21 protein-coding genes are annotated in these 23313 nt (G+C 71.1%); 20 read left to right on the top strand and 1 reads right to left on the bottom strand.

The annotated features are described in order from the left end of the window. Window positions 1-65 precede the first annotated feature (65 nt). The 10 genes from argS (at window position 66) to ACQPZA_RS30435 (ending at window position 12402) form a co-directional block, all read left to right on the top strand. Window positions 66-1721 carry an arginine--tRNA ligase gene (argS, locus tag ACQPZA_RS30480; protein ID WP_169397497.1) on the top strand — a complete coding sequence of 552 codons (1656 nt, stop codon included), beginning with the start codon at window positions 66-68 and terminating at the stop codon, window positions 1719-1721. A 34-nt stretch (window positions 1722-1755) separates the two neighbouring features. Further along, on the top strand, window positions 1756-3198 hold the full coding sequence (gene lysA, locus ACQPZA_RS30475; protein WP_433275541.1) for a diaminopimelate decarboxylase: 1443 nt from the start codon (window positions 1756-1758) through the stop codon (window positions 3196-3198). A 66-nt stretch (window positions 3199-3264) separates the two neighbouring features. Further along, window positions 3265-4590 carry a homoserine dehydrogenase gene (locus ACQPZA_RS30470; RefSeq protein WP_169397495.1) on the top strand — a complete coding sequence of 442 codons (1326 nt, stop codon included), beginning with the start codon at window positions 3265-3267 and terminating at the stop codon, window positions 4588-4590. A 56-nt stretch (window positions 4591-4646) separates the two neighbouring features. Next, window positions 4647-5663 (top strand): threonine synthase, encoded by a 1017-nt coding sequence (thrC, locus tag ACQPZA_RS30465; protein ID WP_433283055.1) that lies wholly within the window; start codon window positions 4647-4649, stop codon window positions 5661-5663. A 64-nt stretch (window positions 5664-5727) separates the two neighbouring features. Further along, window positions 5728-6630: a homoserine kinase gene (gene thrB, locus ACQPZA_RS30460; protein ID WP_433275540.1), complete on the top strand. Its 903-nt coding sequence runs from the start codon at window positions 5728-5730 to the stop codon at window positions 6628-6630. A 327-nt stretch (window positions 6631-6957) separates the two neighbouring features. Continuing rightward, the gene (rho, locus tag ACQPZA_RS30455) at window positions 6958-9210 is read left to right on the top strand and encodes a transcription termination factor Rho (RefSeq protein WP_433275539.1); all 2253 of its coding nucleotides are present in this window, start codon (window positions 6958-6960) and stop codon (window positions 9208-9210) included. A gap of 128 nt (window positions 9211-9338) precedes the next feature. After that, a complete protein-coding gene (rpmE, locus tag ACQPZA_RS30450; RefSeq protein ID WP_169398733.1) occupies window positions 9339-9560 on the top strand; it encodes a 50S ribosomal protein L31 in 222 nt (73 codons plus the stop codon). A 153-nt stretch (window positions 9561-9713) separates the two neighbouring features. Then, window positions 9714-10778 (top strand): peptide chain release factor 1, encoded by a 1065-nt coding sequence (gene prfA, locus ACQPZA_RS30445; RefSeq protein ID WP_169398734.1) that lies wholly within the window; start codon window positions 9714-9716, stop codon window positions 10776-10778. A gap of 88 nt (window positions 10779-10866) precedes the next feature. Further along, window positions 10867-11745: a N5-glutamine methyltransferase family protein gene (locus ACQPZA_RS30440; RefSeq protein ID WP_433275538.1), complete on the top strand. Its 879-nt coding sequence runs from the start codon at window positions 10867-10869 to the stop codon at window positions 11743-11745. A 9-nt stretch (window positions 11746-11754) separates the two neighbouring features. Beyond that, the gene (locus tag ACQPZA_RS30435; RefSeq protein ID WP_169398736.1) at window positions 11755-12402 is read left to right on the top strand and encodes an L-threonylcarbamoyladenylate synthase; all 648 of its coding nucleotides are present in this window, start codon (window positions 11755-11757) and stop codon (window positions 12400-12402) included. Between the two features lie 18 nt (window positions 12403-12420). Here the strand turns inward: ACQPZA_RS30435 and ACQPZA_RS30430 are convergent, their stop codons facing one another. Next, complete coding sequence (locus ACQPZA_RS30430) at window positions 12421-13116, bottom strand: TetR/AcrR family transcriptional regulator (RefSeq protein WP_433275537.1); 696 nt, start codon at window positions 13114-13116, stop codon at window positions 12421-12423. Window positions 13117-13217: 101 nt separating this feature from the next. Here ACQPZA_RS30430 and glyA point away from each other — a divergent pair, with 101 nt between their 5' ends. From glyA to atpD, 10 genes are all read left to right on the top strand, one after another. Next, complete coding sequence (gene glyA, locus ACQPZA_RS30425) at window positions 13218-14528, top strand: serine hydroxymethyltransferase (RefSeq protein WP_312859407.1); 1311 nt, start codon at window positions 13218-13220, stop codon at window positions 14526-14528. Between the two features lie 28 nt (window positions 14529-14556). Then, on the top strand, window positions 14557-15705 hold the full coding sequence (locus tag ACQPZA_RS30420; RefSeq protein ID WP_169398738.1) for a glycosyltransferase family 4 protein: 1149 nt from the start codon (window positions 14557-14559) through the stop codon (window positions 15703-15705). After that, window positions 15702-16142, top strand: a complete 441-nt coding sequence (locus tag ACQPZA_RS30415; RefSeq protein ID WP_433275536.1) for a hypothetical protein — start codon at window positions 15702-15704, stop codon at window positions 16140-16142. Before ACQPZA_RS30420 ends, ACQPZA_RS30415 begins: the two co-directional genes overlap by 4 nt. Before the next feature lie 477 nt (window positions 16143-16619). Then, a complete protein-coding gene (gene atpB, locus ACQPZA_RS30410; protein ID WP_433275535.1) occupies window positions 16620-17414 on the top strand; it encodes a F0F1 ATP synthase subunit A in 795 nt (264 codons plus the stop codon). Window positions 17415-17480: 66 nt separating this feature from the next. Next, window positions 17481-17687 carry an ATP synthase F0 subunit C gene (gene atpE / locus ACQPZA_RS30405; protein WP_433275534.1) on the top strand — a complete coding sequence of 69 codons (207 nt, stop codon included), beginning with the start codon at window positions 17481-17483 and terminating at the stop codon, window positions 17685-17687. Window positions 17688-17726: 39 nt separating this feature from the next. Then, window positions 17727-18287 (top strand): F0F1 ATP synthase subunit B, encoded by a 561-nt coding sequence (locus ACQPZA_RS30400; protein ID WP_433275533.1) that lies wholly within the window; start codon window positions 17727-17729, stop codon window positions 18285-18287. After that, complete coding sequence (locus ACQPZA_RS30395) at window positions 18287-19117, top strand: F0F1 ATP synthase subunit delta (RefSeq protein ID WP_433275532.1); 831 nt, start codon at window positions 18287-18289, stop codon at window positions 19115-19117. Before ACQPZA_RS30400 ends, ACQPZA_RS30395 begins: the two co-directional genes overlap by 1 nt. 51 nt (window positions 19118-19168) lie before the next feature. Then, window positions 19169-20827: a F0F1 ATP synthase subunit alpha gene (gene atpA, locus ACQPZA_RS30390; protein WP_169398744.1), complete on the top strand. Its 1659-nt coding sequence runs from the start codon at window positions 19169-19171 to the stop codon at window positions 20825-20827. A gap of 12 nt (window positions 20828-20839) precedes the next feature. Beyond that, a complete protein-coding gene (locus tag ACQPZA_RS30385) occupies window positions 20840-21862 on the top strand; it encodes a F0F1 ATP synthase subunit gamma (RefSeq protein WP_433275531.1) in 1023 nt (340 codons plus the stop codon). Next, the gene (gene atpD / locus ACQPZA_RS30380; RefSeq protein WP_169398746.1) at window positions 21862-23310 is read left to right on the top strand and encodes a F0F1 ATP synthase subunit beta; all 1449 of its coding nucleotides are present in this window, start codon (window positions 21862-21864) and stop codon (window positions 23308-23310) included. The genes ACQPZA_RS30385 and atpD overlap by 1 nt, the downstream gene beginning before the upstream one ends. Window positions 23311-23313: the final 3 nt, after the last annotated feature.

Raw genomic sequence — 23313 nt, 5'->3', positions numbered from 1 at the left:
GCCGCAGGCGAGTGTAGGAGTGAGGCGTGAAAAGGCAGTGAGCAGTACCTCCTAGACTTGGTCGGGTGAATCCCGCCGTGCTCGCCGACCTGGTCCGTGCCACCGCGTCCGACGTGCTCAAGGACCGTGGCCTGGACCTCGCCGCGCTGCCCGACGACGTCGGCGTCGAGCGCCCGCGCAACCCCGAGCACGGCGACTACGCCACCAACGTGGCTCTGCGCACCGCGAAGAAGGCCGGCGTCCCGCCGCGGGACCTGGCCGGCTGGCTGGCCGACGCCCTCGCCACCCGCGACGGCATCGCGAGCGCGGAGATCGCCGGCCCCGGGTTCATCAACCTGCGGCTCGCCGCCGACGCGCAGGGCGCGATCGTCGGCGAGGTGCTCCGCGCGGGCGACGCCTACGGCACCGGCGACGACGTGGGCGGGAAGGCAGTCAACCTGGAGTTCGTCTCCGCCAACCCCACGGGGCCGCTGCACCTCGGCCACACCCGCTGGGCCGCTGTCGGCGACGCGCTCGGCCGGGTGCTCGCCGCGCGCGGTGCCAAGGTCACCCGCGAGTACTACTTCAACGACGCCGGTGGCCAGATCGACCGGTTCGTCGACTCGCTGATCGCCGCGGCGACGGGCGAGCCCACGCCCGAGAAGGGCTACGCGGGCGCCTACATCGGTGAGATCGCCACCCAGGTGACGGCGGCCGAGCCGGGCGTGCTCGACCTGCCCGACGCCGAGCGGCGCGAGGTGTTCCGCCGGATCGGCGTCAACCTGATGTTCGACGAGATCAAGCGCTCGCTGCACGCCTTCGGCACCGACTTCGACGTGTGGTTCCACGAGAAGTCCCTGCACGACTCGGGCGCGGTCGAGACGGCGGTGCAGCGGCTCAAGGACTCCGGCAACCTCTACTTCGCCGACGGCGCCTGGTGGCTGCGCTCGACCGACGAGGGCGACGACAAGGACCGCCCCGTCATCAAGAGCGACGGCAACCCGGCGTACATCGCCGGCGACCTGGCCTACTACCTCGACAAGCGCAAGCGTGGCTTCGACCTGTGCATCTACATGCTCGGCGCCGACCACCACGGCTACATCGCCCGGCTGCGGGCCGCCGCTGCGGCGTTCGGCGACGACCCGGACACGGTCGAGGTCCTGATCGGTCAGATGGTCAACCTGTACCGCAACGGCCAGCCGGTGAAGATGAGCAAGCGGGCGGGCACCGCCGTGAGCATGGACGACCTCGTGGACGCCGTCGGTGTCGACGCCGCGCGCTACACGCTGATCCGGTCGTCGGTCGACTCCACCCTCGACGTCGACCTCGACCTGATCGCGCGGCGCAGCAACGACAACCCCGTCTTCTACGTGCAGTACGCCCACGCGCGGCTCGCGTCGCTGGCCCGCAACGCGGCCGACCTCGGCGTCACCGTGCCCGACGAGCCCGACTTCGGGCTGCTCGACCACCCGCGCGAGGGGGACCTGATCCGGACGATCGGCGAGTTCCCCGCCGTGGTCGCGTCGGCCGCCGAGCTGCGTGAACCCCACCGGGTGGCCCGCTACCTGGAGCAGCTGGCGGGCGCGTACCACAGGTTCTACGACGCCTGTCGGGTGCTGCCGATGGGCGACGAGGAGATCTCCGACCTGCACCGCACCCGGCTCGCGCTGTCGGTCGCCGCGCGCCAGGTGTTCGAGAACGGCCTCGGCATGCTGGGCGTTTCTGCGCCGGAGCGGATGTGAGCGCCGACGTGCTTGTTCCCGCGGAGGCGAGATCATGAGAGCGCACCCGGCCGGCCCGCTGCACGCCGGCATCCAGGTCCCCCCGGAGACGGCGGGGCCCCGGCCCGTCGACGCCCCCGGCCTCGACGAGCTGGCCCCGCTGGTGTGGCCGCGCGGCGCCACCCGCGGCGCCGCCGGTGCGGTCGAGGTCGCCGGGATCGACGTGCGTGAGCTCGCCGAGACGTACGGCACGCCGCTCTTCGTCGTGGACGAGGCCGACTTCCGGTCCCGTGCCGCGGAGTTCGCCGCCGCCTTCGGTGCGGGTTCCGTGCACTACGCGGCCAAGGCGTTCCTGTGCACCGAGGTCGCCCGCTGGGTGGCCGAGGAGGGGCTCAGCCTCGACGTGGCCAGCGGAGGAGAGCTCGCCGTGGCGCTGCGCGCCGGTTTCCCGGCGGAGCGGATCGCGATGCACGGCAACAACAAGTCCGTCGCAGAGCTCGTCGCCGCCGTCGAGTCCGGGGTCGGCCGCGTGGTGATCGACTCGTTCCACGAGATCGCGCGCCTGGACGCCATCGCGCGTGAGCGCGACGTCGTCGTGCCGGTGATGCTCCGGGTGACGGTGGGCGTCGAGGCGCACACGCACGAGTTCATCGCCACCGCACACGAGGACCAGAAGTTCGGGTTCTCCATCGCGGGGGGAGAGGCGAGCGCCGCGGCGGAGGCGGCCCGGCGCGTGCTCGGGTCCCGCGGGCTGCGGCTCGTCGGGCTGCACAGCCACATCGGGAGCCAGATCTTCGACACCGAGGGCTTCCGGGTGGCCGCCCACCGGGTGGTGCGGTTCCTCGCGCAGCTGCACAAGGAGCACGGTGACGAGGCGCTGGAGTCGGTCACCACGCTCGACCTCGGCGGGGGTTTCGGCATCGCCTACCGCGCCGCCGAGCGGCCGCTCGACGTGGCCGAGCTGGCCGAGGAGCTGCGCGGGATCGTGAAGTACGAGTGTCACGAGGCCGAGCTGGACGTCCCCGAGATCGCCGTCGAGCCCGGGCGGGCCATCGCCGGTCCCGGCACCGTCACGCTCTACGAGGTGGGCACGCTCAAGGACGTGCCGCTCGGCGGGCACGCGCAGCGTCGCTACGTGAGCGTCGACGGCGGCATGAGCGACAACATCCGCACCGCCCTCTACGACGCGGTCTACGACTGCCGGCTCGTGTCCCGCTCCTCGGAGCTCGACGGCAGCGGCCACGCCGTGCTGTCGCGGGTGGTCGGCAAGCACTGCGAGAGCGGCGACATCGTCGTGCGGGACTGCTGGCTCCCCGACGACATCGCACCCGGGGACCTGCTCGCGGTGGCCGCCACGGGTGCGTACTGCTACTCGATGGCGAGCTCCTACAACCGGCTGCCGCGCCCCGCCGTCGTCGCGGTCCGCGACGGCGTTGCCCGCGTCCTGCTGCGCCGGGAGACGCTCGAGGACCAGTTCCGGCTCGAGGTGACCGCGTGAGGCCGCCCACCCGGGCTTCGTCCACGTCCTGCCAGCAGCGATGATCGGGGCCGTGATGACGGGAATATGGCTGTGACACCTATCCGCGTCGCGATGCTGGGATGCGGCACCGTCGGCAGTGAGGTGGTGCGGCTGCTGCGTGACCACGCCGACGAGCTCGCGGCGCGTGCCGGTGCGCCCGTCGAGCTGACCGGGGTGGCCGTGCGCCGTCCCCACCGGCACGGCGACCTGGCGGATCTCCTCACCACCGACGCGGCCGGCCTGGTCACGCGCGACGACGTCGACGTGGTCGTCGAGGTGATCGGCGGTATCGAACCGGCGCGCACCCTCCTGCTGGAGGCGCTGAAGGCCGGCAAGTCGGTGGTCACGGCCAACAAGGCCCTGCTCGCCGAGGACGGTCCCGCGCTGGCGGAGGCGGCCGACGCGTCCGGCGTCGACCTCTACTACGAGGCGGCCGTGGCCGGGGCGATCCCGCTGCTGCGCTCGCTGCGTGAGTCGCTGGCGGGCGACCGGATCACGCGGGTGGCCGGCATCGTCAACGGCACCACCAACTTCATCCTCTCCGCGATGACGGCGTCCGGGTCGAGCTTCGCCGAGGCGCTCGAGGAGGCCACCCGGCTCGGCTACGCGGAGGCCGACCCGAGCGCCGACGTCGACGGCTACGACGCGGCGTCCAAGGCCGCGATCCTCGCCTCGCTCGCGTTCCACACCCGGGTCACCGCCTCCGACGTGCACTGCGAGGGGATCAGGTCGGTCACCTCGTCCGACATCGCCGCAGCGGCGGGCATGGACTGCGTGATCAAGTTGGTGGCGATCTGCGAACGGATCCCCCCGGACGGCGACGTCCCGGAGTCGGTGTCGGCGCGCGTGTACCCGGCGATGATCCCGGCGGTCCACCCGCTCGCGTCGGTCGACGGCGCGTTCAACGCCGTGTTCGTCGAGGCCGAGGCGGCCGGCCAGATGATGTTCTACGGCCAGGGCGCGGGTGGTGCGCCCACGGCGAGTGCCGTGCTCGGCGACCTCGTGGCGGTGGCGCGCAACCGGGTGGGCGGTGGGCGCGGCCCGCGCGAGTCGGCCTACGCCAGCCTGGCCGTGCGGTCGATGGGCACGGTGCGGACGCGCTACCACGTCAGCCTCGACGTCGACGATCGTGCGGGTGTGCTCGCGGCGATCGCGGGGGAGTTCTCCCACCGCGGGGTGAGCATCGCCGCGGTCCGGCAGACCGGCGGCGGCAACGGGGGAGAGGCGGCGCGGCTGGTCGTCGTCACGCACGCCGCACCGGAGGCGGCCCTCGCCGCCACGGTGGAAGTGCTCGCGGGACTGGACGTCGTGCGTGGCGTCGACAGTGTTCTGCGGGTCGAGGACCTGGGCCGGAAGGGTGTTGCCGGGTGAGTGCAGCGACGAAAGCGACCCGATGGCCCGGCGTGATCGAGGCCTACCGGGATCGGATGCCCGTCGAGCCGGGCTGGACGATCGTCACGCTCGGGGAGGGCGGCACGCCGCTGCTCCCCGCGCCGCACCTCTCGCGGCGCACGGGCTGCGAGGTGTTCCTCAAGGTCGACGGCGCCAACCCGACGGGTTCGTTCAAGGACCGCGGGATGACGATGGCGGTCACCGACGCGCTTGCGCAGGGCAAGAAGGGGGTGCTCTGCGCCTCCACCGGCAACACGTCCGCGTCGGCCGCCGCCTACGCGGCCCGCGCCGGTCTGAGCTGCGCCGTTCTGGTGCCGCAGGGCAAGATCGCGCTCGGCAAGCTCGCCCAGGCCGTGGCGCACGGCGCGCGCATCCTGCAGATCGACGGCAACTTCGACGACTGCCTCGAGCTCGCCCGCAAGACCGCGGCCGACTACCCGGTGGCCGCGCTGGTCAACTCCGTCAACCCCACCCGGATCGCCGGGCAGGCGAGCGCCGCCTACGAGATCTGCGACGAGCTGGGACGCGCTCCCGACGTGCACTGCCTGCCCGTCGGCAATGCGGGCAACATCACGGCCTACTGGGCCGGCTACCGCGCCTACCGCTCCGACGGCCTGATCACCGAGGCCCCGCGCATGTTCGGCTACCAGGCGGCGGGCGCCGCCCCGCTCGTGCACGGCGCACCGGTGCGCCATCCCGAGACGATCGCCACGGCGATCCGGATCGGAGCGCCGGCCTCCTGGGCGGCCGCGGTCACCGCCCGCGACGAGTCCGGCGGGCAGTTCGCCGCGGTCACCGACGACGAGATCCTCGCGGCGTACCGCCTGCTGTCCGCGCAGGAAGCGGTTTTCGTGGAGCCGGCATCGGCGGCGAGCGTGGCCGGGTTGCTCCAGTCGGCGGCCGACGGCTCGCTCCCGCGCGGCTCGCTCGTGGTGTGCACCGTCACCGGCCACGGGCTGAAGGACCCGGACACCGCGCTGCTCGCGGCGCCCGACCCCCGGGTGGTGCCGATCGACCCGGGTGCCGTCGCGGACGCGCTGGAGCTGCGATGATCTCCGCCGCCGATGCCGGTGACGTGACGTTGCCGACCTCCGGCTCCGCGCGCGGGACGGGCTGATGGGGCGTCCCGGCGAGGTCCGGATCCGGGTGCCGGGATCATCGGCGAACCTCGGGCCCGGCTTCGACTCGCTCGGCCTCGCGCTCGGGCTCTACGACGACGTCGAGGTGTCGGTCACGACGGGCGGCGTCGAGGTCGCGGTCGAGGGGGAGGGCGCCGGGCAGGTGCCCTGCGACGAGGCCCACCTCGTGGTGCGCGCCATGCGCACCGCGTGGAACATCGTCGGGGACGCGCCGCCCGGCATCCGGATGCGCTGCCGCAACGCGATCCCGCATTCGCGCGGGCTGGGCAGCTCCGCCGCCGCCGCCGTGGCGGGTGCCGTGGCCGCCGTGGTGCTCTCCGGGCGTGACCTGGAGCTGGAACGCGACACCGTGCTGCAGGTCACCGCAGGCATGGAGGGCCACGCCGACAACGCGGCGGCCAGCCTGCTCGGTGGCTTCGTGGTGGCCTGGGAGACCGCGGGGAATACCTCGGAGCGGTTCCACGCTGTACGGCTCGAGACACACCCGGGGATTCGCCCGGTTGTGCTCGTCGCGGGAACGGAATCTTCCACCAGCGCCACCCGAGGCCTGCTGCCCGACCGCGTACCCCTCCAGGACGCGGCCTTCACCGGCAGCCGTTCCGCGCTCGCGGTGCTGGCCTTCACCCAACGGCCTGACCTGCTGTTACCCGCCACCGAGGACCGCCTGCACCAGGGCTACCGGCGACCGGCCTACCCGGAGTCGGCCGACCTGGTGGACGCGCTGCGCGCCCGGGGCGTCCCGGCCGCCATCTCCGGCGCGGGCCCCTCGGTACTGGCGCTGACCACGGACGGGACGGTGCCCGGCGACCTGGACCTGCACGGTTTCACGGCCGTCGCGCTGCCCGTCGACACGGACGGAGCGAGGGTGGAGGTCGGATAGCCCCTTCGGTCGACCGCCGTCCGGCGCGTCGAACAGGGGGGTTGTTGCCGCACCGTGGGGTGAACGTCTACTCTCGTCACCGCAACGGCGATCCACGCGTCATCCGCGTGGCCACTCGAGCCGGAATCTGCGTATCCATTGGATCAGATCTGATTTCGACTCGGGCGGCCTTCAGTCGCGACCGTCGCGCCGATCGCCCCCCTTGCCTGTCGGGGCGGCCGCTCTTCCCGCGACCCGTTGACCGACATGTCGTCCGGCACACCGTCCGGGCGAGTGTGTGAATCCAGCTGACCAGGGACAGACCCGGGTTGGTCAGGAAGGACATCAGTGAGCGAGACCGATCTCGTCAGCACCGAATCAGCTCCTGCGCCGCGCAAGCGCGGTGGCCTGACCGGCATGGTGCTGGCGGAGCTCCGCCAGCTCGCCGGGGAGCTGAACATCCCGGACACCTCCGGGATGCGTAAGGGCGATCTCATCGCCGCCATCAAGGAGAAGCAGGGTGCCGCCCCCACCCGTAAGCCGGCTGCCGCGCAGCTCTCGCTTCCGGAGAACGGCACGTCCCCCACCCCCGCCCCCGCTGAGACGCCGGCCGTCACCGACGGTCCGCCCACCAACGGTTCCGCGCCTGCCGCCCCCGCGGCCGAGGCCGCCCCCGCTCCCACCACGCCCACCCGGCGTCGCCGCACCGCGTCGCGTCCGGCGGGTGCGCCCGACGTCACCACCGCTGTGGAGACGCCCGCGCCGAGCAGCAGGCCCGAGGTGAACGGCTCGTCGGCCCCCGAGGTGGCTCCGCCGGTCGACACGGCCCCCACCAACGGGGTCGCGCCTGCCGTCGAGTCCGCGCCCGCCCCGAGCAGCGCGCCCGAGGCACCGGCGCCCGACGCCGAGCCCGAGCAGGGGAGCCGCCGCACGCGGCAGAGCCGCCGGAACCGTGGCGAGCAGTCGTCCCCGGACACCGCCACCGACTCCGGAGCGGGCGAGAGCCCCTCGGAGGAGCGGCAGCGGGGTCGTACCCGCGGCGAGGGTCGCGACGACCGCGCCGACAACCGCAACGGCGACACGCGTCCCGAGCGTGGCGACCGCGGCGAGAGCCGCAACGACCGTGCCGAGCGCAACGACCGCGGCGACAACCGGACCGAGCGCAACGACCGGGCCGACAACAGGGCCGAGCGCAACGACCGGACGGACAACCGTCCCGACAACCGCCAGGACGGCAACCGGTCGGGTGGCCGTCCCGACAACCGGCCCGACAACCGCGCCGACAACCGGGCCGACAACCGCGGTCCTCGCGACAACCGGCCCGACGACGATGACGACGAGGGCGACGGCCGCGGCCGTCGTGGCCGTCGCTTCCGGGACCGCCGCCGGGGCCGCGACCGCGAGCGTCCCGCCGGTGGCCAGGGTGGTGGCCAGGGCAACGTCGACACCGAGGTGCGCGACGGCGACGTGCTGCTGCCTGTCGCCGGCATCATCGACGTGCTGGACAACTACGCGTTCGTCCGCACCACCGGCTACCTGTCCGGCCCCACCGACGTCTACGTGTCGCTGTCGATGGTCCGCAAGTACGGGCTGCGCCGCGGCGACGCGATCACCGGTGCCGTGCGCGAGCCCCGCGAGGGCGAGCAGTCGCGGCAGAAGTTCAACCCGCTGGTGCGCGTCGACTCGATCAACGGGCAGGACCCGGAGAACTCCCGCAACCGCCCGGAGTTCACCAAGCTCACGCCGCTGTACCCGAACGAGCGGCTGCGCCTGGAGACCGAGCCGTCGAAGCTCACCCCGCGCGTGATCGACCTGGTCATGCCGATCGGCAAGGGCCAGCGTGCGCTGATCGTCTCGCCGCCCAAGGCCGGCAAGACCATGATCATGCAGTCGATCGCCAACGCGATCACCACCAACAACCCGGAATGCCACCTCATGGTCGTCCTCGTGGACGAGCGGCCGGAGGAGGTCACCGACATGCAGCGGTCGGTGAAGGGTGAGGTCATCGCGTCGACGTTCGACCGTCCGCCGTCGGACCACACCACGGTCGCCGAGCTGGCGATCGAGCGGGCCAAGCGCCTGGTCGAGATGGGACACGACGTGGTCGTGCTCCTCGACTCGATCACCCGCCTCGGCCGGGCCTACAACCTGGCCGCGCCCGCGTCGGGCCGGATCCTGTCGGGTGGTGTCGACTCCACGGCGCTCTACCCGCCGAAGCGCTTCCTCGGCGCGGCCCGCAACATCGAGGACGGCGGCTCGCTGACGATCTTCGCCACGGCGCTCGTCGAGACCGGGTCCACGATGGACACGGTGATCTTCGAGGAGTTCAAGGGCACCGGCAACGCCGAGCTCAAGCTGGACCGCCGGATCGCCGACAAGCGGGTGTTCCCCGCCATCGACATCGACGCGTCCGGCACCCGCAAGGAGGAGCTGCTGCTCTCGCCCGACGAGCTGGCGGTCACCGTCAAGCTCCGCAGGGTGCTCTCCGCGCTGGACGACCAGCAGGCGCTCGACCTGGTGCTCACCCAGCTCCGCAAGACGCGCACCAACATCGAGTTCCTGATGCAGGTCGCGAAGAGCACTCCCGGCTCGGACGACTGAAAGACCGACCACTCGGGCCGCCCGTGGGAATCCGCGGGCGGCCCGAGTGGTTGAATGAACTGTCACGCTCCGGTTCCGGTTCACCTCGCGGTTGCGAGGACCCGGCGCCACATCGAGAGGAACCCACCGTGCGCTCCGGTATCCACCCCGAATACGTCGAGACCCAGGTCACCTGCGGTTGCGGCAACCAGTTCACCACCCGCAGCACCAAGACCAGCGGCACGATGACCGTCGAGACCTGCTCGGCCTGCCACCCGTTCTACACCGGCAAGCAGCGCATTCTCGACTCCGGCGGTCGCGTCGCCCGGTTCGAGGCGCGCTACGGCAAGCGGGCCGGCAAGAACTCCTAGCTTCGTCGACGGCGCCCACCGAAAGCGGTGGGCGCCGTCCGCATGTCCGGGACGGCCCGAGGAGCAGCGAGGAAATGCGATGAGCGAGCTTGCGAGCGAGTCATCGACACAGTGCCTGCGCGCAGCGCCGACCGAGTCCAGCGAGGGAGTGCGATGAGTGCACCAGCGGTGGAGGCCGTGCTCGCCGAGCACGCCGAGCTGGAGCTGCGCCTCGCCGATCCCGAGATCCATGCCGACGCCGCCACCGCGCGCAAGCTCGGCCGCCGTTACTCCCAGATCGGGCCGATCGTGGCCGCTGCCCGCGAGCTGGCCGCCGCGCGCGAGGACGAGGCCGCGGCCCGTGAGCTGGCCGCGGAGGACCCGAGCTTCGCCGCGGAGGCCGCCGCACTGGCCGAACGGCTCCCCGCGCTGGAACGGCGTCTCGCCGAGCTGCTCGTGCCGCGGGATCCGCACGACGGCGACGACGTCGTGCTCGAGGTCAAGTCCGGTGAGGGCGGCGAGGAGTCCGCGTTGTTCGCGGGCGACCTCGTGCGGATGTACCTCCGGTACGCCGAGCGCCGGGGCTGGACCACCGAGGTCCTCGACGCCGTGCCGTCGGACCTCGGCGGCTACAAGGACATCACGCTGTCGGTGCGTTCGCGCACGCCGGCGGCCGACGGGGTGTGGGCGGCGCTGAAGTTCGAGGGCGGCGTCCACCGCGTGCAACGCGTTCCGGTCACCGAGTCGCAGGGCCGCGTGCACACCTCCGCCGCGGGGGTGCTGGTGTACCCCGACACCGGTGAGGACGCCGCGGTCGAAGTCGACGAGAACGACCTGCGGGTCGACGTGTTCCGCTCGTCGGGCCACGGCGGGCAGAGCGTCAACACCACCGACTCCGCGGTGCGGATCACGCACCTGCCCACCGGCATCGTCGTGAGCTGCCAGAACGAGCGGTCCCAGCTGCAGAACCGGGCCAGGGCGATGGAGGTGCTGCGGTCGCGGCTGCAGGCACTCGCCGAGGCGGAGGCGGCGGCGCAGGCCTCGGCCGACCGGCGCTCGCAGGTCCGCACGGTCGACCGCAGCGAGCGGATCCGCACCTACAACTACCCGGAGAGCCGCATCTCCGACCACCGCGTCGGCTACAAGGCCCACAACCTCCCCGCCGTCCTCGACGGCGACCTCGACGACCTCCTGGCCGCGCTCGCCACCGCCGAGCGCGCGGAGACGGTGGGCGCGTGAACGGCCTCCCGCATTGCAGCAAAGCCACTTTCATGCCATCTCGTTGCGTGAAAGTGGCTTTGCTGCAACCGGGGGGAGGGGTCAGCGCGTGAGCCGGCAGCCGCTGCGGTTGGCGATCCTCGAGGCGGAGCGCACGCTCGCGGCCGCGGGCATCGGCTCGCCGCGGGTCGACGCCGAACTGCTCGCCGCCCACGTCGTCGGGGTCGAGCGGGGCCGGTTGATGCTCCAGCCGCTGGTGGACCCACCCGTGGTCGACGCGTTGCGCCACCTGGTGGAGCGGCGCGCCGCCCGCGAGCCCCTGCAGCACCTGCTCGGCACCGCCGTGCTCGGCCCGGTCACCGTCGCCGTCGGACCGGGGGTGTTCACCCCGCGCCCGGAGACGGAACTGCTGCTCGAATGGGGTCTGCACGCGATCGCCAACATCCCGTCGCCGCTGGTGGTGGACCTGTGCACGGGCTCGGCGGCCCTCGCGCTCGGGGTGGCGGTGAGCCGGCCGGACGCGGTGGTGCACGCCGTCGAGGTCGACTCCGTCGCGCTGACGTGGGCGCAGCGCAACATCTCCGACCACGTCTCCGCCGGTGGCACGCCGGTCACGCTGCACGCGGCCGACGTCCGGTGGACCGACCTGCTCGTCGAGCTCGAGTCGCACGTCGACCTGGTGCTCTGCAACCCGCCCTACGTCCCCGACGGCACGCCGCTGCCCCCGGAGGTCGTCGGCTGGGACCCGCCCGACGCCGTGTACGGCGGTCCGGACGGCCTGGAGATCATCCGGGCGGTCATCGCCGCCTCGGCCGGGCTGCTGCGCTACGGCGGCTCCCTCGGCATCGAGCACGACGACACCCACGGCGAGGTGGTGCCGGCGCTGCTGCGCCGCCGGCGCGTCCTCACCGACGTCGAGGAGCATGTCGACCTCGCCGGCCGTCCCCGGTTCGCCACCGCGCGACGCCGGGACACCGCTCCCTCGTAGGCTTCTGCTGTGGCCTTCACCTACGACTGCAGCGATCCGGACGCCCGGGTCGAGGGACTCGCCGCCGCGGCCCGCACCGTACGGGCCGGGCGACTGGTCGTACTGCCCACCGACACCGTCTACGGGATCGGCTGCGACGCGTTCAGCAGCACCGCGGTCCACGGCCTGCTGGCGGCGAAGCGGCGCGGTCCGGACATGCCCGTGCCGGTGCTCGTCGGCTCCTGGTCCACGATCGACGGCCTGGTGCTGGGGGTGCCGAAGACCGCGCGCGACCTGATCGAGGCGTTCTGGCCAGGTGGGCTGTCGCTGGTGCTCCCGCACGCGCCGTCCCTGGACTGGGACCTGGGATCCACCAAGGGCACGGTGATGCTGCGGATGCCGCTGCACCCCGTCGCGCTGGAGCTGTTGCGTGACGTGGGGCCGATGGCGGTGTCCAGCGCGAACGTCTCGGGGTCGCCGCCCGCCGCGTCGGCAGCCGAGGCGCACGCCCAGCTCGGCGACTCCGTGGCCGTCTACCTGGACGGCGGTCCCTCCGGCGAGCCGATCGCGTCCACGGTGGTCGACCTCACCGGCGACCAGCCCCGGGTGCTGCGCGAGGGCGCGGTGAGCACGGCGGCGGTTGCCGAGGTGCTGGGCCGCGAGGTCCTCACGGTGTAGCGCGGATCGGCCTCGGCCCTACGGCAGGCCGACCATCGTGGCCAGGCGCTCCACGGCGTCGTCGAAGTAGCGCGCGTTGTCGGCCACCACGTTGTGGGTGTGGCCGAAGAGCTCGAAGCTGATCATCCCGAAGAGCGTGGTCCAGGCCAGGACCGTGCGCGCGGCCAGCGACGAGCCCGGGTCGTCAGCGGGCAGCCCGACGCGCACGGCGAGACCGGGGGCCAGGGCGGTGTCGGCTCCCGTGGCGTCGGCGGCGGGGTCGACGGTCCCGGCCGCGACGCCGTCGGCGATCACCCGGCTGAGTGCCTCCCCGACGCGCGCTGCCGGCCCGGTGGTGGTGTCCGGTGCCGCGTAACCCGGCACGGGCGAGCCGTAGATCAGGGCGTACTCATGCGGATGGGCCACGGCCCACGTCCGGGTGGCGGAGCAGACGGCCCGCCAGCGCGCCCGGAGGTCGGTGCGCGCCACAGCGGACTCGGCCTGCTCGGCGGCGGCTCCGATAGCGTCGTAGGCGTCGACGATCAGCGTGGTGAGCAGGTCGTCGCGGCTCGGGAAGTACCGGTACACGGCGGAGGACGCCATCCCGAGCTCCCGGGCCACGGCTCGTAGCGAGAGCGCGGCGGCGCCGTCGGACGCGAGGTGCCTGCGGGCGACATCGGCGATCTCGCGGGTCAGTTCGGCGCGCACGCGGGCGCGGGTACCGGCGGCGGTCATCGCGGAAGTCTGACACGAAACCAGAGCATCGGCAACAATAGCGAGCAGTGCTCTTGGTGCCCTGACCGGGGAATCGCCCGGCCCGGGTACCGTTGTCCAGCGTGAGCGAGTCCATCGAGCAGAGCCGTGAGCAGCACACCCCGTTCTGGGGTCCGGACTTCGGCGCGCTGCAGCACCAGGATCCCGAGATCGCGGGCGTGGTGCTCGACGAGCTGGCCAGGTTGCGCGGCGGGCTGCAGCTCATCGCCAGCGAGAACCTCACCAGCCCCGCGGTGCTCGCCGCCCTCGGTTCGACGCTGTCGAACAAGTACGCCGAGGGCTACCCGGGACGCCGCTACTACGGCGGCTGCGAGGTCGTCGACCGCGCGGAGGAGATCGGCAACGCCCGCACGAAGGAGCTCTTCGGCGCGGAGCACGTCAACCTCCAGCCGCACTCCGGCGCGTCGGCCAACTTCGCGGTGTACGCCGCCTTCACCCAGCCCGGCGACACCGTGCTCGCGATGGACCTCAAGCAGGGTGGCCACCTCACCCACGGCAGCAAGGTCAGCTTCTCCGGCAAGTGGTTCAACGCGGTGTCCTACACGGTGCGCCAGGACTCGGAGCTGATCGACTACGACCAGGTGCGCGACCTGGCCCGCGAGCACCAGCCCAAGATGATCATTGCGGGCGCCACCGCGTACCCGCGGCTGATCGACTTCGCCGCCTTCCGGGAGATCGCGGACGAGGTCGGCGCTAAGCTCGTGGTCGACGCCGCACACTTCATCGGCCTGGTGGCCGGAAAGGCGATCCCGTCGCCGGTGCCGTTCGCCGACGTCGTCACGGCCACCACGCACAAGGTGCTGCGCGGTCCGCGCGGCGGCATGATCCTCGCCCGCGCCGAGCACGCGAAGGCCATCGACAAGGCCGTGTTCCCGTTCTCGCAGGGCGGTCCGCTCATGCACGCCGTCGCCGCCAAGGCGGTGGCGATGAAGGAAGCCGCGGCGCCGGAGTACCAGGCCTACGCCGCGCAGGTGATCGCCAACGCGCAGGCGCTGGCCAAGGGCCTGGAGGCCGAGGGAATGCGGGCCGTGTCCGGCGGCACCGACACCCACCTCGCGCTCGTCGACCTGCGGCCCATCGGTGTCACGGGTGACCAGGCCGAGACGCGCTGCGACGCCGCGCGCATCACGCTCAACAAGAACGCCATCCCCTACGACCCGGCCCCGCCGCTGAAGCCGTCGGGTCTGCGCGTGGGGTCGCCGAGCGTCACCACCCAGGGAATGGTCGAGTCCGACATGGCCGAGGTCGCCACACTGCTGGGCAGGGCGGTGCGGGCCGAGCACGGCACCCCGGCGGGCGACGCCGAGCTCGCCGACGTCGCCGAGGCCGTGTCGACGTTGGTGGCCCGCGCTCCCGCGTACCCGCGGCCCTGATCCGCACCGGCTGACCGAGAAGATCGTCGTGGTCCCCACGTTCGTCCTACCCATCCGGGAGTACCTGCTCACGGGACTGACGGCGGCAGTGGTCACGTTCCTGCTCGTGGGCCCGGTACGGGTGCTGGCGCTGCGTCTCGGCGCCGTGGCCTGGCCCCGCGGCCGCGACGTGCACGTGACGCCGACGCCCCGGTGGGGTGGGCTGGCGATGCTCGGCGGTGTGCTGGCCGGGGTCGGGATGGCCTACCAGCTACCCGCGCTGCGGCTGGCGTTCGACAACAACGCCTACGAGATGCTCGGGGTGTTCGGCGCCGCGGTCCTGTTGGCCGCTGTCGGCGCACTCGACGACCGGTACGAGCTCGATGCGCTCACGAAGTTCGCCGGCCAGACCACCGCGGCCGGCATCCTGGTGATCTTCGGCGTGCAGTGGACGGTGTTCTACGTCCCGTGGGGCGGCGGGGGCACGGGGATCTCCGGGTCGCTGCTGATCCTCGGTCAGGAGCAGGGCGTGGTGCTCACCGTGCTGGTCACGGTGGCGCTGGTGAACGCGATGAACTTCGTCGACGGCCTCGACGGGCTGGCGGCCGGCATCGGCCTGATCGCCGCGGCCGCCACGGGCCTGTTCGCGATCGGGCTGGTGCAGCGGGTGGGCAACGACCCGTCGGCGTACTCGCCCGCTCTCATCGCGGCCGTGCTCGGCGGCGCGTGCCTCGGCTTCCTGCCCCACAACTTCAACCCGGCCCGCATCTTCATGGGCGACTCGGGGTCGATGCTCATCGGCCTGCTGCTCGCCGCCGCCACCACGAGCGCGTCGGGGAAGATCTCGATCATCGGCGCCGACGGCAGCGACGTGCTGGCCCTGTTCGCGCCGCTCCTGGTGCTCGCCGCGGTGGTGTTCGTCCCGCTGCTGGACCTGCTGATGGCGGTGGTCCGGCGCACCCGCAAGGGCATGAGCCCGTTCTCGCCCGACAAGATGCACCTGCATCACCGGCTGCTCGAGATCGGCCACAGCCAGCGGCGGGCGGTTCTGCTGATCTACCTGTGGGCCGGTGTGCTGGCGTTCGGCGCGGTGGCGCTGGCGCTGATCGACGACCCGTCCATCGTGTTGTGGGCGGTGGGGATCGGCCTCGTCGTGGCCGTGCTCGCCACCGCCATCCCGAGAGTGAGGGCCAGATGACAGACCCGGACCCCCCGGTGAAGGACGCTCCGCACGTCGCCTCGGTGCTCAAGCTGGCGGCCGCCATGCAGCGCACCGCCGCGATCCTCTCGGTGGTCGTCGCCGTGGTGGCGATCGTCGTCGCGTTGGTGCTGCGCGGCACGCCGGGGGCGGTCGGCGCGGTGGTCGGGGGCGTGATCGCCATCGCGCTGGGCTGGCTCGGCACGTTCGTAATGGCGAAGACGGCCAGGGCCACGCCTGCCGGGGTGATGATCGGGGCGATGACCGCCTTCACCGGGAAGATCGCGTTCCTCCTGGTGTTCCTGCTGCTCTTCCGGGGCACCACGCTGTTCGACAACCAGGCGTTCGCGTTCACGATGCTCGCCGTGACGGCGGCGTGGATCGCCGGTGAGGTGATCGGCTTCGTGCGCACCCGCATCCCCGCGGTGGATCTCTGACCGTCACCGGACCGGGTGACACGATGGTGTGACGAGCGTCTCTCTGAGGTGCAGGTCACTCATCGTTAAGGTTCTACACGCGATAGAGCCATGTCGGCGTCGCTTCCGGGACACCGGAGTAGGGCCGGCTGCGACGAACGGTCGTCCGTCGAGGTCATCCCTGGTAAACCGGCGCTAACACTCCTGATATGGTCCACTGCAATGGAGCCGGGCCAGTCGCGTGGGGGCGGCACTGAACCGCCACCCCCGGGCGACGCGTGGACCGCTCTGTCCTACCTGCTGTCCGGTTTCCTCCTCTTCGGAGGGATCGGGTGGGGGCTGGACGCACTGCTGGGTACACGAGTGTTCACGCCGGTCGGTTTGCTGTTCGGCGGGGCGGCCTCGATGTACTTGATCTACATCAGGTACGTTAAGTCCTGATCGTCACGATTCTGCCGACCCGGACCGCCCGGTCGACGGAACCGGAAGGAGCATTGGGTGACCATCCTGGCCACCGCCCCACCACCCCCGGGCCCTAATCCGGGCTTCGAGTCACCGGGTGTTGCCGACTTCCAGCTGCCTCCGATCTTCGGTCCTGTGACGAAGCCGGTGCTGGAGCTCGTGCTCGCGGCGATCATCGTGTACGCGTTCTTCGCCTACACCGCGCGGCGTCCGCAGCTGGTGCCGAGCAAATCGCAGTTCCTCGGCGAGTCCTTCCACGGCATCGTGCGGAACAGCATCGCTCGCGACAACATCGGGCCGGAGTTCCTCAAGTACGTCCCGTTCCTCACCACGCTGTTCGCCTTCATCCTGGTGAACAACCTGTTCGGGATCGTTCCGTTCATCCAGTTCCCCACGTTCGCGCACCCGGGTATGCCCTACGCCCTCGCCGGCATCGTGTGGCTGATGTACAACATCATCGGCCTCCGCAAGCACGGCTTCGTCGGGTATCTGCGGATCTCGACCTGGCCGCCGGACGTGCCGTGGTGGGTGCGGATCGTGCTCACGCCGATCGAGTTCCTGTCCAACATCCTGCTGCGTCCGGTCACGCTGTCGCTGCGACTGTTCGGCAACATGTTCGCCGGCCACCTGCTGCTGCTGGTGTTCATCCTCGGCGGCGAGTACATGCTGCTCCACTCGCAGTCGATCGGCCTTGCGATCCTTTCCCCGGCTGCCTTCGGTCTCGGCATCGTCTTCACGTTCTTCGAGGCCTTCGTGCAGGTCGTGCAGGCCTACATCTTCACGATCCTCACCGCTTCCTACATCGGCGCCGTGCTCGCCGACGACCACTAGGTCGTCCCGCCCCACGAACTGACGGGTCCGCGGGACGTACCGCGGACCGGACGAAAGGAAAGTGCAATGGTCACCGGTAACCTGAACGTCATCGGGTACGGCCTGTCCGCCATCGGCCCGGGTATCGGCGTCGGCATCGTCTTCGCTGCCTTCATCAACGGCGTTGCCCGCCAGCCGGAGGCTCGCGGACAGCTGCAGGGCATCGCGTTCATCGGGTTCGCGCTGTCCGAGGCGCTGGCGATCCTGGGCCTCGTGCTCGCGTTCGCCCTCTAGTTACATGCCGAGCGCCGGCAAGGCGAGGAGACACATCCCATGAACACCGTGATTGCGGCCGAGGAGTTGAACCCCCTCACTCCGCATCCCGTCGAGATCATCGTCGGCCTGATCGCGTTCGGCTTGCTGTACCTGCTCCTGCGGCGCACGGCCTTCCCGCAGTTCGAGCGGGTCTACGCCGACCGCAAGGACAAGATCGAGGGTGGGCTGAAGCGGGCCGAGGAGGCTCAGCAGCAGGCGGACGACCTCAAGCGGCAGTACGAGGAGCAGCTCGCCGGGCTGCGCGCCGAGGCCGCTCGCATCCGCGACGACGCTCGTGCCGAGGGCCAGCAGATCAAGGCCGAGCTGCGGGCCCAGGCCGAGGAGGAGGCCGCTCGCATCCGCCAGCGGGGCGAGGAGCAGATCGCCGCGCAGCGGGAGCAGGTGGTGCGCCAGCTCCGTGGGGAGATCGGCGGGCTGTCCGTGCAGCTGGCCGAGCGCATCATCGGCGACTCGCTCGCCGACGACGCGCGCCGCTCGTCCACCGTCGACGCGTTCCTGTCCGAGCTCGACGGTCTCGCGGAGCGCCGTGAGGCCACCCCGGCGAGCGGGGCGAGCTGATGGCCACCGTCCTGCAGGCGGCCAGCCGGGAGGCGATGGCTGCGGCCCTCGGCCGGCTGAACGCCTACGTGGACAGCGCCGACGCCCGCGCGCTCACCACCCTGGGCGACGAGCTGTTCGCGTTCACGCGGCTCGTCGCCGGGGAGAGGGCACTGCGGCGCATCCTCGCCGACCCCTCCACTCCGGAGTCGGCACGCGCGGGGCTCGCCGAGCAGGTGCTCGGCGGGCAGCTGTCGGAGTCCGCACTGGACTTCGTGAAACTGCTGGTGACCTCCCGCTGGTCACAGGCGTCCGACCTGGTCGGCGCCACGGAGACGCTCGCCCGCCAGGCCACGCTCGCCGTGGCCGAGAAGAACGGCAAGCTCGACGACGTCGAGGACGAGCTGTTCCGGTTCGGTCGGATCCTCGACCGCGAGCCCGAGCTGAACACGCTGCTCTCCGACGCGAGCACGCCGGCCGACGGCCGCATCACGCTGCTCGACCAGGTGATCGGCAAGCGGGTCTCCCCGGTCGCGGCCTCGCTGCTGCGTCAGACCGTGCGGCTGCCCCGCAGCAGGCACCTGGACGTCGTGGCCGAAGAGCTGGCGGAGATGGCGGCGGAGCGCCGCGACCGGTCGGTCGCGCGGGTCACCACACCGATTGCGCTCACGCGGGTGCAGGAACAGAAGCTCACCGACTCGTTGGGTCGGCTCTACGGACGGCCGATCTCCCTGCAGGTCGAGCTGGACGAGCGCCTGCTGGGCGGACTGGTCGTGCAGGTCGGCGGCGAGGTCATCGACGGCAGCGTCGCGGGCAAGCTGGCCGCCGCGCGGCGCACACTGCCGAGCTGACCCCCGCCCAGAGACGTTTAACCGACCGAAAAGAAGGAACAGACGACAGCCATGACAGAGCTGACGATCTCCTCCGAGGAGATCCGGAGTGCGATCTCCAGCTACGTCTCCTCGCTGGAGACGGAGACCTCCCGCGAAGAGGTGGGACACGTCTCCGACACCGGCGACGGCATCGCCCACGTCGAGGGCCTGCCTTCGGCGATGACCAACGAACTCCTCGAGTTCCCCGGTGGCGTGCTGGGTGTCGCCCTGAACCTCGACGTCCACGAGATCGGCGCGGTGATCCTGGGCGACTACGCCCACATCGAGGAGGGCCAGCCGGTCAAGCGCACCGGCAACATCCTCTCCGTGCCGGTCGGGGACAACTTCCTCGGCCGGGTCATCGACCCCCTGGGCAACCCGCTGGACGGGCTCGGTGACATCGAGGCCGAGACGCAGCGTGTGCTCGAGCTGCAGGCCGCGTCCGTGATGCAGCGCCAGGGCGTCAGCGAGCCGCTGCAGACCGGCATCAAGGCCATCGATGCCATGACGCCGATCGGCCGCGGCCAGCGCCAGCTGATCATCGGTGACCGCAAGACCGGCAAGACCGCGGTCTGCGTCGACACGATCATCAACCAGAAGCAGAACTGGGCCAGCGGCGACCCGAAGCAGCAGGTGCGCTGCATCTACGTCGCGATCGGGCAGAAGGGCTCCACGATCGCCGGTATCCGGCAGTCGCTGGAGGACGCGGGCGCGCTGGAGTACACGACGATCGTCGCGTCCCCGGCCAACGACCCCGCCGGCTTCAAGTGGCTCGCGCCCTACACCGGTTCTGCGCTGGGCCAGCACTGGATGTACCAGGGCAACCACGTCCTGATCGTCTTCGACGACCTGTCGAAGCAGGCCGAGGCCTACCGCGCGATCTCGCTGCTGCTGCGCCGCCCGCCGGGCCGCGAGGCCTACCCGGGCGACGTCTTCTACTTGCACTCCCGGCTGCTGGAGCGCTGCGCGAAGCTGTCCGACGAGCTCGGCGCGGGGTCGATGACGGGCCTGCCGATCATCGAGACGAAGGCCAACGACGTCTCGGCCTACATCCCCACCAACGTCATCTCGATCACCGACGGCCAGGTGTTCCTCGAGTCGGACCTGTTCAACCAGGGCGTCCGGCCGGCGATCAACGTCGGTATCTCGGTCTCCCGGGTCGGTGGTGACGCCCAGATCAAGGCGATGAAGACGGTCTCCGGATCGCTGCGCCTCGACCTGTCGCAGTACCGCGAGCTGGAGGCGTTCGCCGCGTTCGGTTCCGACCTCGACGCCGCCTCGGCCGCTGCGCTCGGGCGCGGTGGTCGGCTGGTGGAGCTGCTCAAGCAGGGGCAGTACCAGCCGCAGCCGGTCGAGGAGCAGGTCGTCTCGATCTTCCTCGGCACCCGTGGTCACCTCGACTCGGTGCCGGTGGGCGACATCCGCCGCTTCGAGTCGGAGTTCCTCGACCACGTGCGGCGCAACCAGGAGGGCATCCTCGGCGAGATCCGCGACACCGGCAAGCTGTCCGACGAGCTGGCCGACCGCATCGCCGGCGTCGTGAAGGAGTTCAAGGAGAACTTCACCGCGTCCGACGGGTCGTCGGTGGTGCCGAAGGAAGCCCAGGCCGAGGCGCTCGACGAGGAAGATGTCGACCGCGAGAAGGTCAAGGTCAACAAGCCTGCTCCGGCCGGCAGCTCCTCAGAGTAGGCGAGTAGATCAATGGCGGCACAGATTCGCGTGCTGCGGCGGCGGATCCGGTCGACGCAGTCCATCAAGAAGATCACTCGGGCGATGGAGCTGATCGCGACCTCCCGGATCGCGAAGGCCCGTGCCCGGGTCGACGAGGCCAAGCCCTACGCCGAGCAGATGACGGCGGTCCTCACCGAGCTGGCCAACAACTCGGCGCTGGACCATCCGCTGCTGGTCGAGCGGGAGAACGCCACCCGCGCCGCGGTGCTGGTGGTCACCAGCGACCGTGGCCAGGCCGGCGGCTACAACGCCAACGTGCTCAAGGAGGCGGAGCAGCTGCAGTCGTTGCTCCGTGAGCAGGGCAAGGAGCCGGTGCTCTACGTCATCGGTCGCAAGGGCGTGAACTACTTCCGGTTCCGCCGCCGCAAGGTCGAGGCGTCCTGGACGGGGTTCTCCGAGCAGCCGAGCTACGCCGACGCTGCGGAGGTGGCCCGCACGCTCGTCGCGGCCTTCATGGCCGGCGTGAACGACTCCGACGGTGAGCAGGGTGCCGAGGGCACCGACGGCGAACGGGACACGGACGGCGTGCAGCCGGTCGACGAGCTGCACCTCGTGTACACGCAGTTCCAGAACATGGTCACCCAGACGCCGCAGGCGCGGCGGATGGCGCCCATGGAGGTCGAGTACGCGGGGAGCGAGACCGAGCGGATCGCCGAGGGCGAGAACGTCGGACGCTCCGCGGAGGAGACGGCGAGCCAGGCCGCTTCCGAAGTCCGCTCCCTGTACGAGTTCGAGCCGGACGCCGAGACACTGTTCGATGCACTGCTGCCCAAGTACGTCGGGGCCCGGTTGTTCGCGGCCCTGCTCGAGTCGGCAGCGTCGGAGTCGGCCGCTCGCCAGCGGGCGATGAAGGCCGCAACGGACAACGCGAACGAACTGATCCGTACCCTGACACTGGAGGCCAACCAGGCCCGTCAGGCACAGATCACCCAGGAGATCAGTGAGATCGTCGGTGGTGCCGACGCTCTCGTGAGCGTAGGAAGTGAGAACTGATGACCGCCACCGCTGATGCCAGCGCCCCATCCGCTCCGACACAGGCCAGGACCGGGCGGGTAGTGAGGGTCACCGGTCCGGTCGTCGACGTCGAGTTCCCGCGGAACGAGGTGCCGGAGCTCTACAGCGCGCTCACCGTCGAGGTCTCGATCGGTGACCTCGCCAAGACGCTGACCCTGGAGATCGCCCAGCACCTCGGCGACAACCTGGTGCGCACCATCTCCATGCAGCCCACCGACGGACTCGTCCGCGGCCAGGAGGTCACCGACCTCGGCCGGCCGATCTCGGTGCCGGTCGGCGACCAGGTCAAGGGCCACGTGTTCAACGCGCTCGGGGAGTGCCTGGACAAGCCCGACCTGGAGATCACCGGCGACCTGTGGGGCATCCACCGGCAGGCTCCGACCTTCGACAAGCTCGAGGGCCGCACCGAGATGCTGGAGACCGGCATCAAGGTGCTGGACCTGCTCACCCCGTACGTGGTCGGCGGAAAGATCGGCCTGTTCGGCGGCGCGGGCGTGGGCAAGACCGTGCTCATCCAGGAGATGATCCAGCGCGTCGCCCAGAACTTCGGTGGCACCTCGGTGTTCGCCGGCGTGGGTGAGCGCACCCGTGAGGGCAACGACCTCATCACGGAGATGACCGAGAGCGGTGTCATCGAGAACACCGCGCTGGTGTTCGGTCAGATGGACGAGCCGCCCGGCACGCGTATGCGGGTGGCCCTCTCCGCCCTGACGATGGCGGAGTACTTCCGCGACGAGCAGGACCAGGACGTGCTGCTCTTCATCGACAACATCTTCCGGTTCACGCAGGCCGGTTCCGAGGTCTCCACGCTGCTCGGCCGCATGCCGTCCGCGGTGGGATACCAGCCCACCCTGGCCGACGAGATGGGCGAGCTGCAGGAGCGGATCACCTCGACCCGTGGCCGCTCGATCACCTCGATGCAGGCGATCTACGTGCCGGCGGACGACTACACCGACCCGGCGCCCGCCACCACGTTCGCGCACCTCGACGCCACCACGGAGCTCTCCCGCCCGATCTCCCAGAAGGGGATCTACCCGGCGGTCGACCCGCTGACGTCGACGTCCCGGATCCTCGACCCGCAGTACATCGGCGAGGAGCACTTCCGGGTCGCCAACGAGGTGAAGCGGATCCTGCAGAAGTACTCCGACCTGCAGGACATCATCGCGATCCTCGGTATCGACGAGCTCTCCGAGGAGGACCGCCAGCTGGTCGGCCGCGCGCGGCGCATCGAGCGGTTCCTCTCGCAGAACCTGCTGGTCGCCGAGCAGTTCACCCAGCAGCCGGGCTCCACGGTGCCGCTGAAGGAGACCATCGAGGCCTTCGACAAGATCGCGAAGGGCGAGTTCGACGACGTCCCCGAGCAGGCGTTCTTCCTCTGCGGCGGCCTCGAGGACCTCGACAAGAACCGCAAGAAGCTCGAGGGCTGACCG

The organism is Pseudonocardia xinjiangensis (assembly GCF_050948425.1).
Classification (GTDB): Bacteria; Actinomycetota; Actinomycetes; order Mycobacteriales; family Pseudonocardiaceae; genus Pseudonocardia; species Pseudonocardia xinjiangensis.
The sequence above is the reverse complement of the archived record's forward strand: the minus strand, read 5'-3'. Positions and strand labels throughout refer to the sequence as shown.

What these genes read in the sequence shown, in the direction of transcription:
- lysA (WP_433275541.1), top strand. Translation starts at nt 1,756, where the DNA reads ATGAGAGCGCACCCGGCCGGCCCGCTGCACGCCGGCATCCAGGTCCCC.
- ACQPZA_RS30470 (WP_169397495.1), top strand. Translation starts at nt 3,265, where the DNA reads ATGGCTGTGACACCTATCCGCGTCGCGATGCTGGGATGCGGCACCGTC.
- thrC (WP_433283055.1), top strand. Translation starts at nt 4,647, where the DNA reads ATGCCCGTCGAGCCGGGCTGGACGATCGTCACGCTCGGGGAGGGCGGC.
- thrB (WP_433275540.1), top strand. Translation starts at nt 5,728, where the DNA reads ATGGGGCGTCCCGGCGAGGTCCGGATCCGGGTGCCGGGATCATCGGCG.
- prfA (WP_169398734.1), top strand. Translation starts at nt 9,714, where the DNA reads ATGAGTGCACCAGCGGTGGAGGCCGTGCTCGCCGAGCACGCCGAGCTG.
- ACQPZA_RS30430 (WP_433275537.1), bottom strand. Translation starts at nt 13,116, where the DNA reads ATGACCGCCGCCGGTACCCGCGCCCGCGTGCGCGCCGAACTGACCCGC.
- ACQPZA_RS30415 (WP_433275536.1), top strand. Translation starts at nt 15,702, where the DNA reads ATGACAGACCCGGACCCCCCGGTGAAGGACGCTCCGCACGTCGCCTCG.
- atpE (WP_433275534.1), top strand. Translation starts at nt 17,481, where the DNA reads ATGGTCACCGGTAACCTGAACGTCATCGGGTACGGCCTGTCCGCCATC.
- ACQPZA_RS30400 (WP_433275533.1), top strand. Translation starts at nt 17,727, where the DNA reads ATGAACACCGTGATTGCGGCCGAGGAGTTGAACCCCCTCACTCCGCAT.
- ACQPZA_RS30395 (WP_433275532.1), top strand. Translation starts at nt 18,287, where the DNA reads ATGGCCACCGTCCTGCAGGCGGCCAGCCGGGAGGCGATGGCTGCGGCC.
- atpA (WP_169398744.1), top strand. Translation starts at nt 19,169, where the DNA reads ATGACAGAGCTGACGATCTCCTCCGAGGAGATCCGGAGTGCGATCTCC.
- ACQPZA_RS30385 (WP_433275531.1), top strand. Translation starts at nt 20,840, where the DNA reads ATGGCGGCACAGATTCGCGTGCTGCGGCGGCGGATCCGGTCGACGCAG.
- atpD (WP_169398746.1), top strand. Translation starts at nt 21,862, where the DNA reads ATGACCGCCACCGCTGATGCCAGCGCCCCATCCGCTCCGACACAGGCC.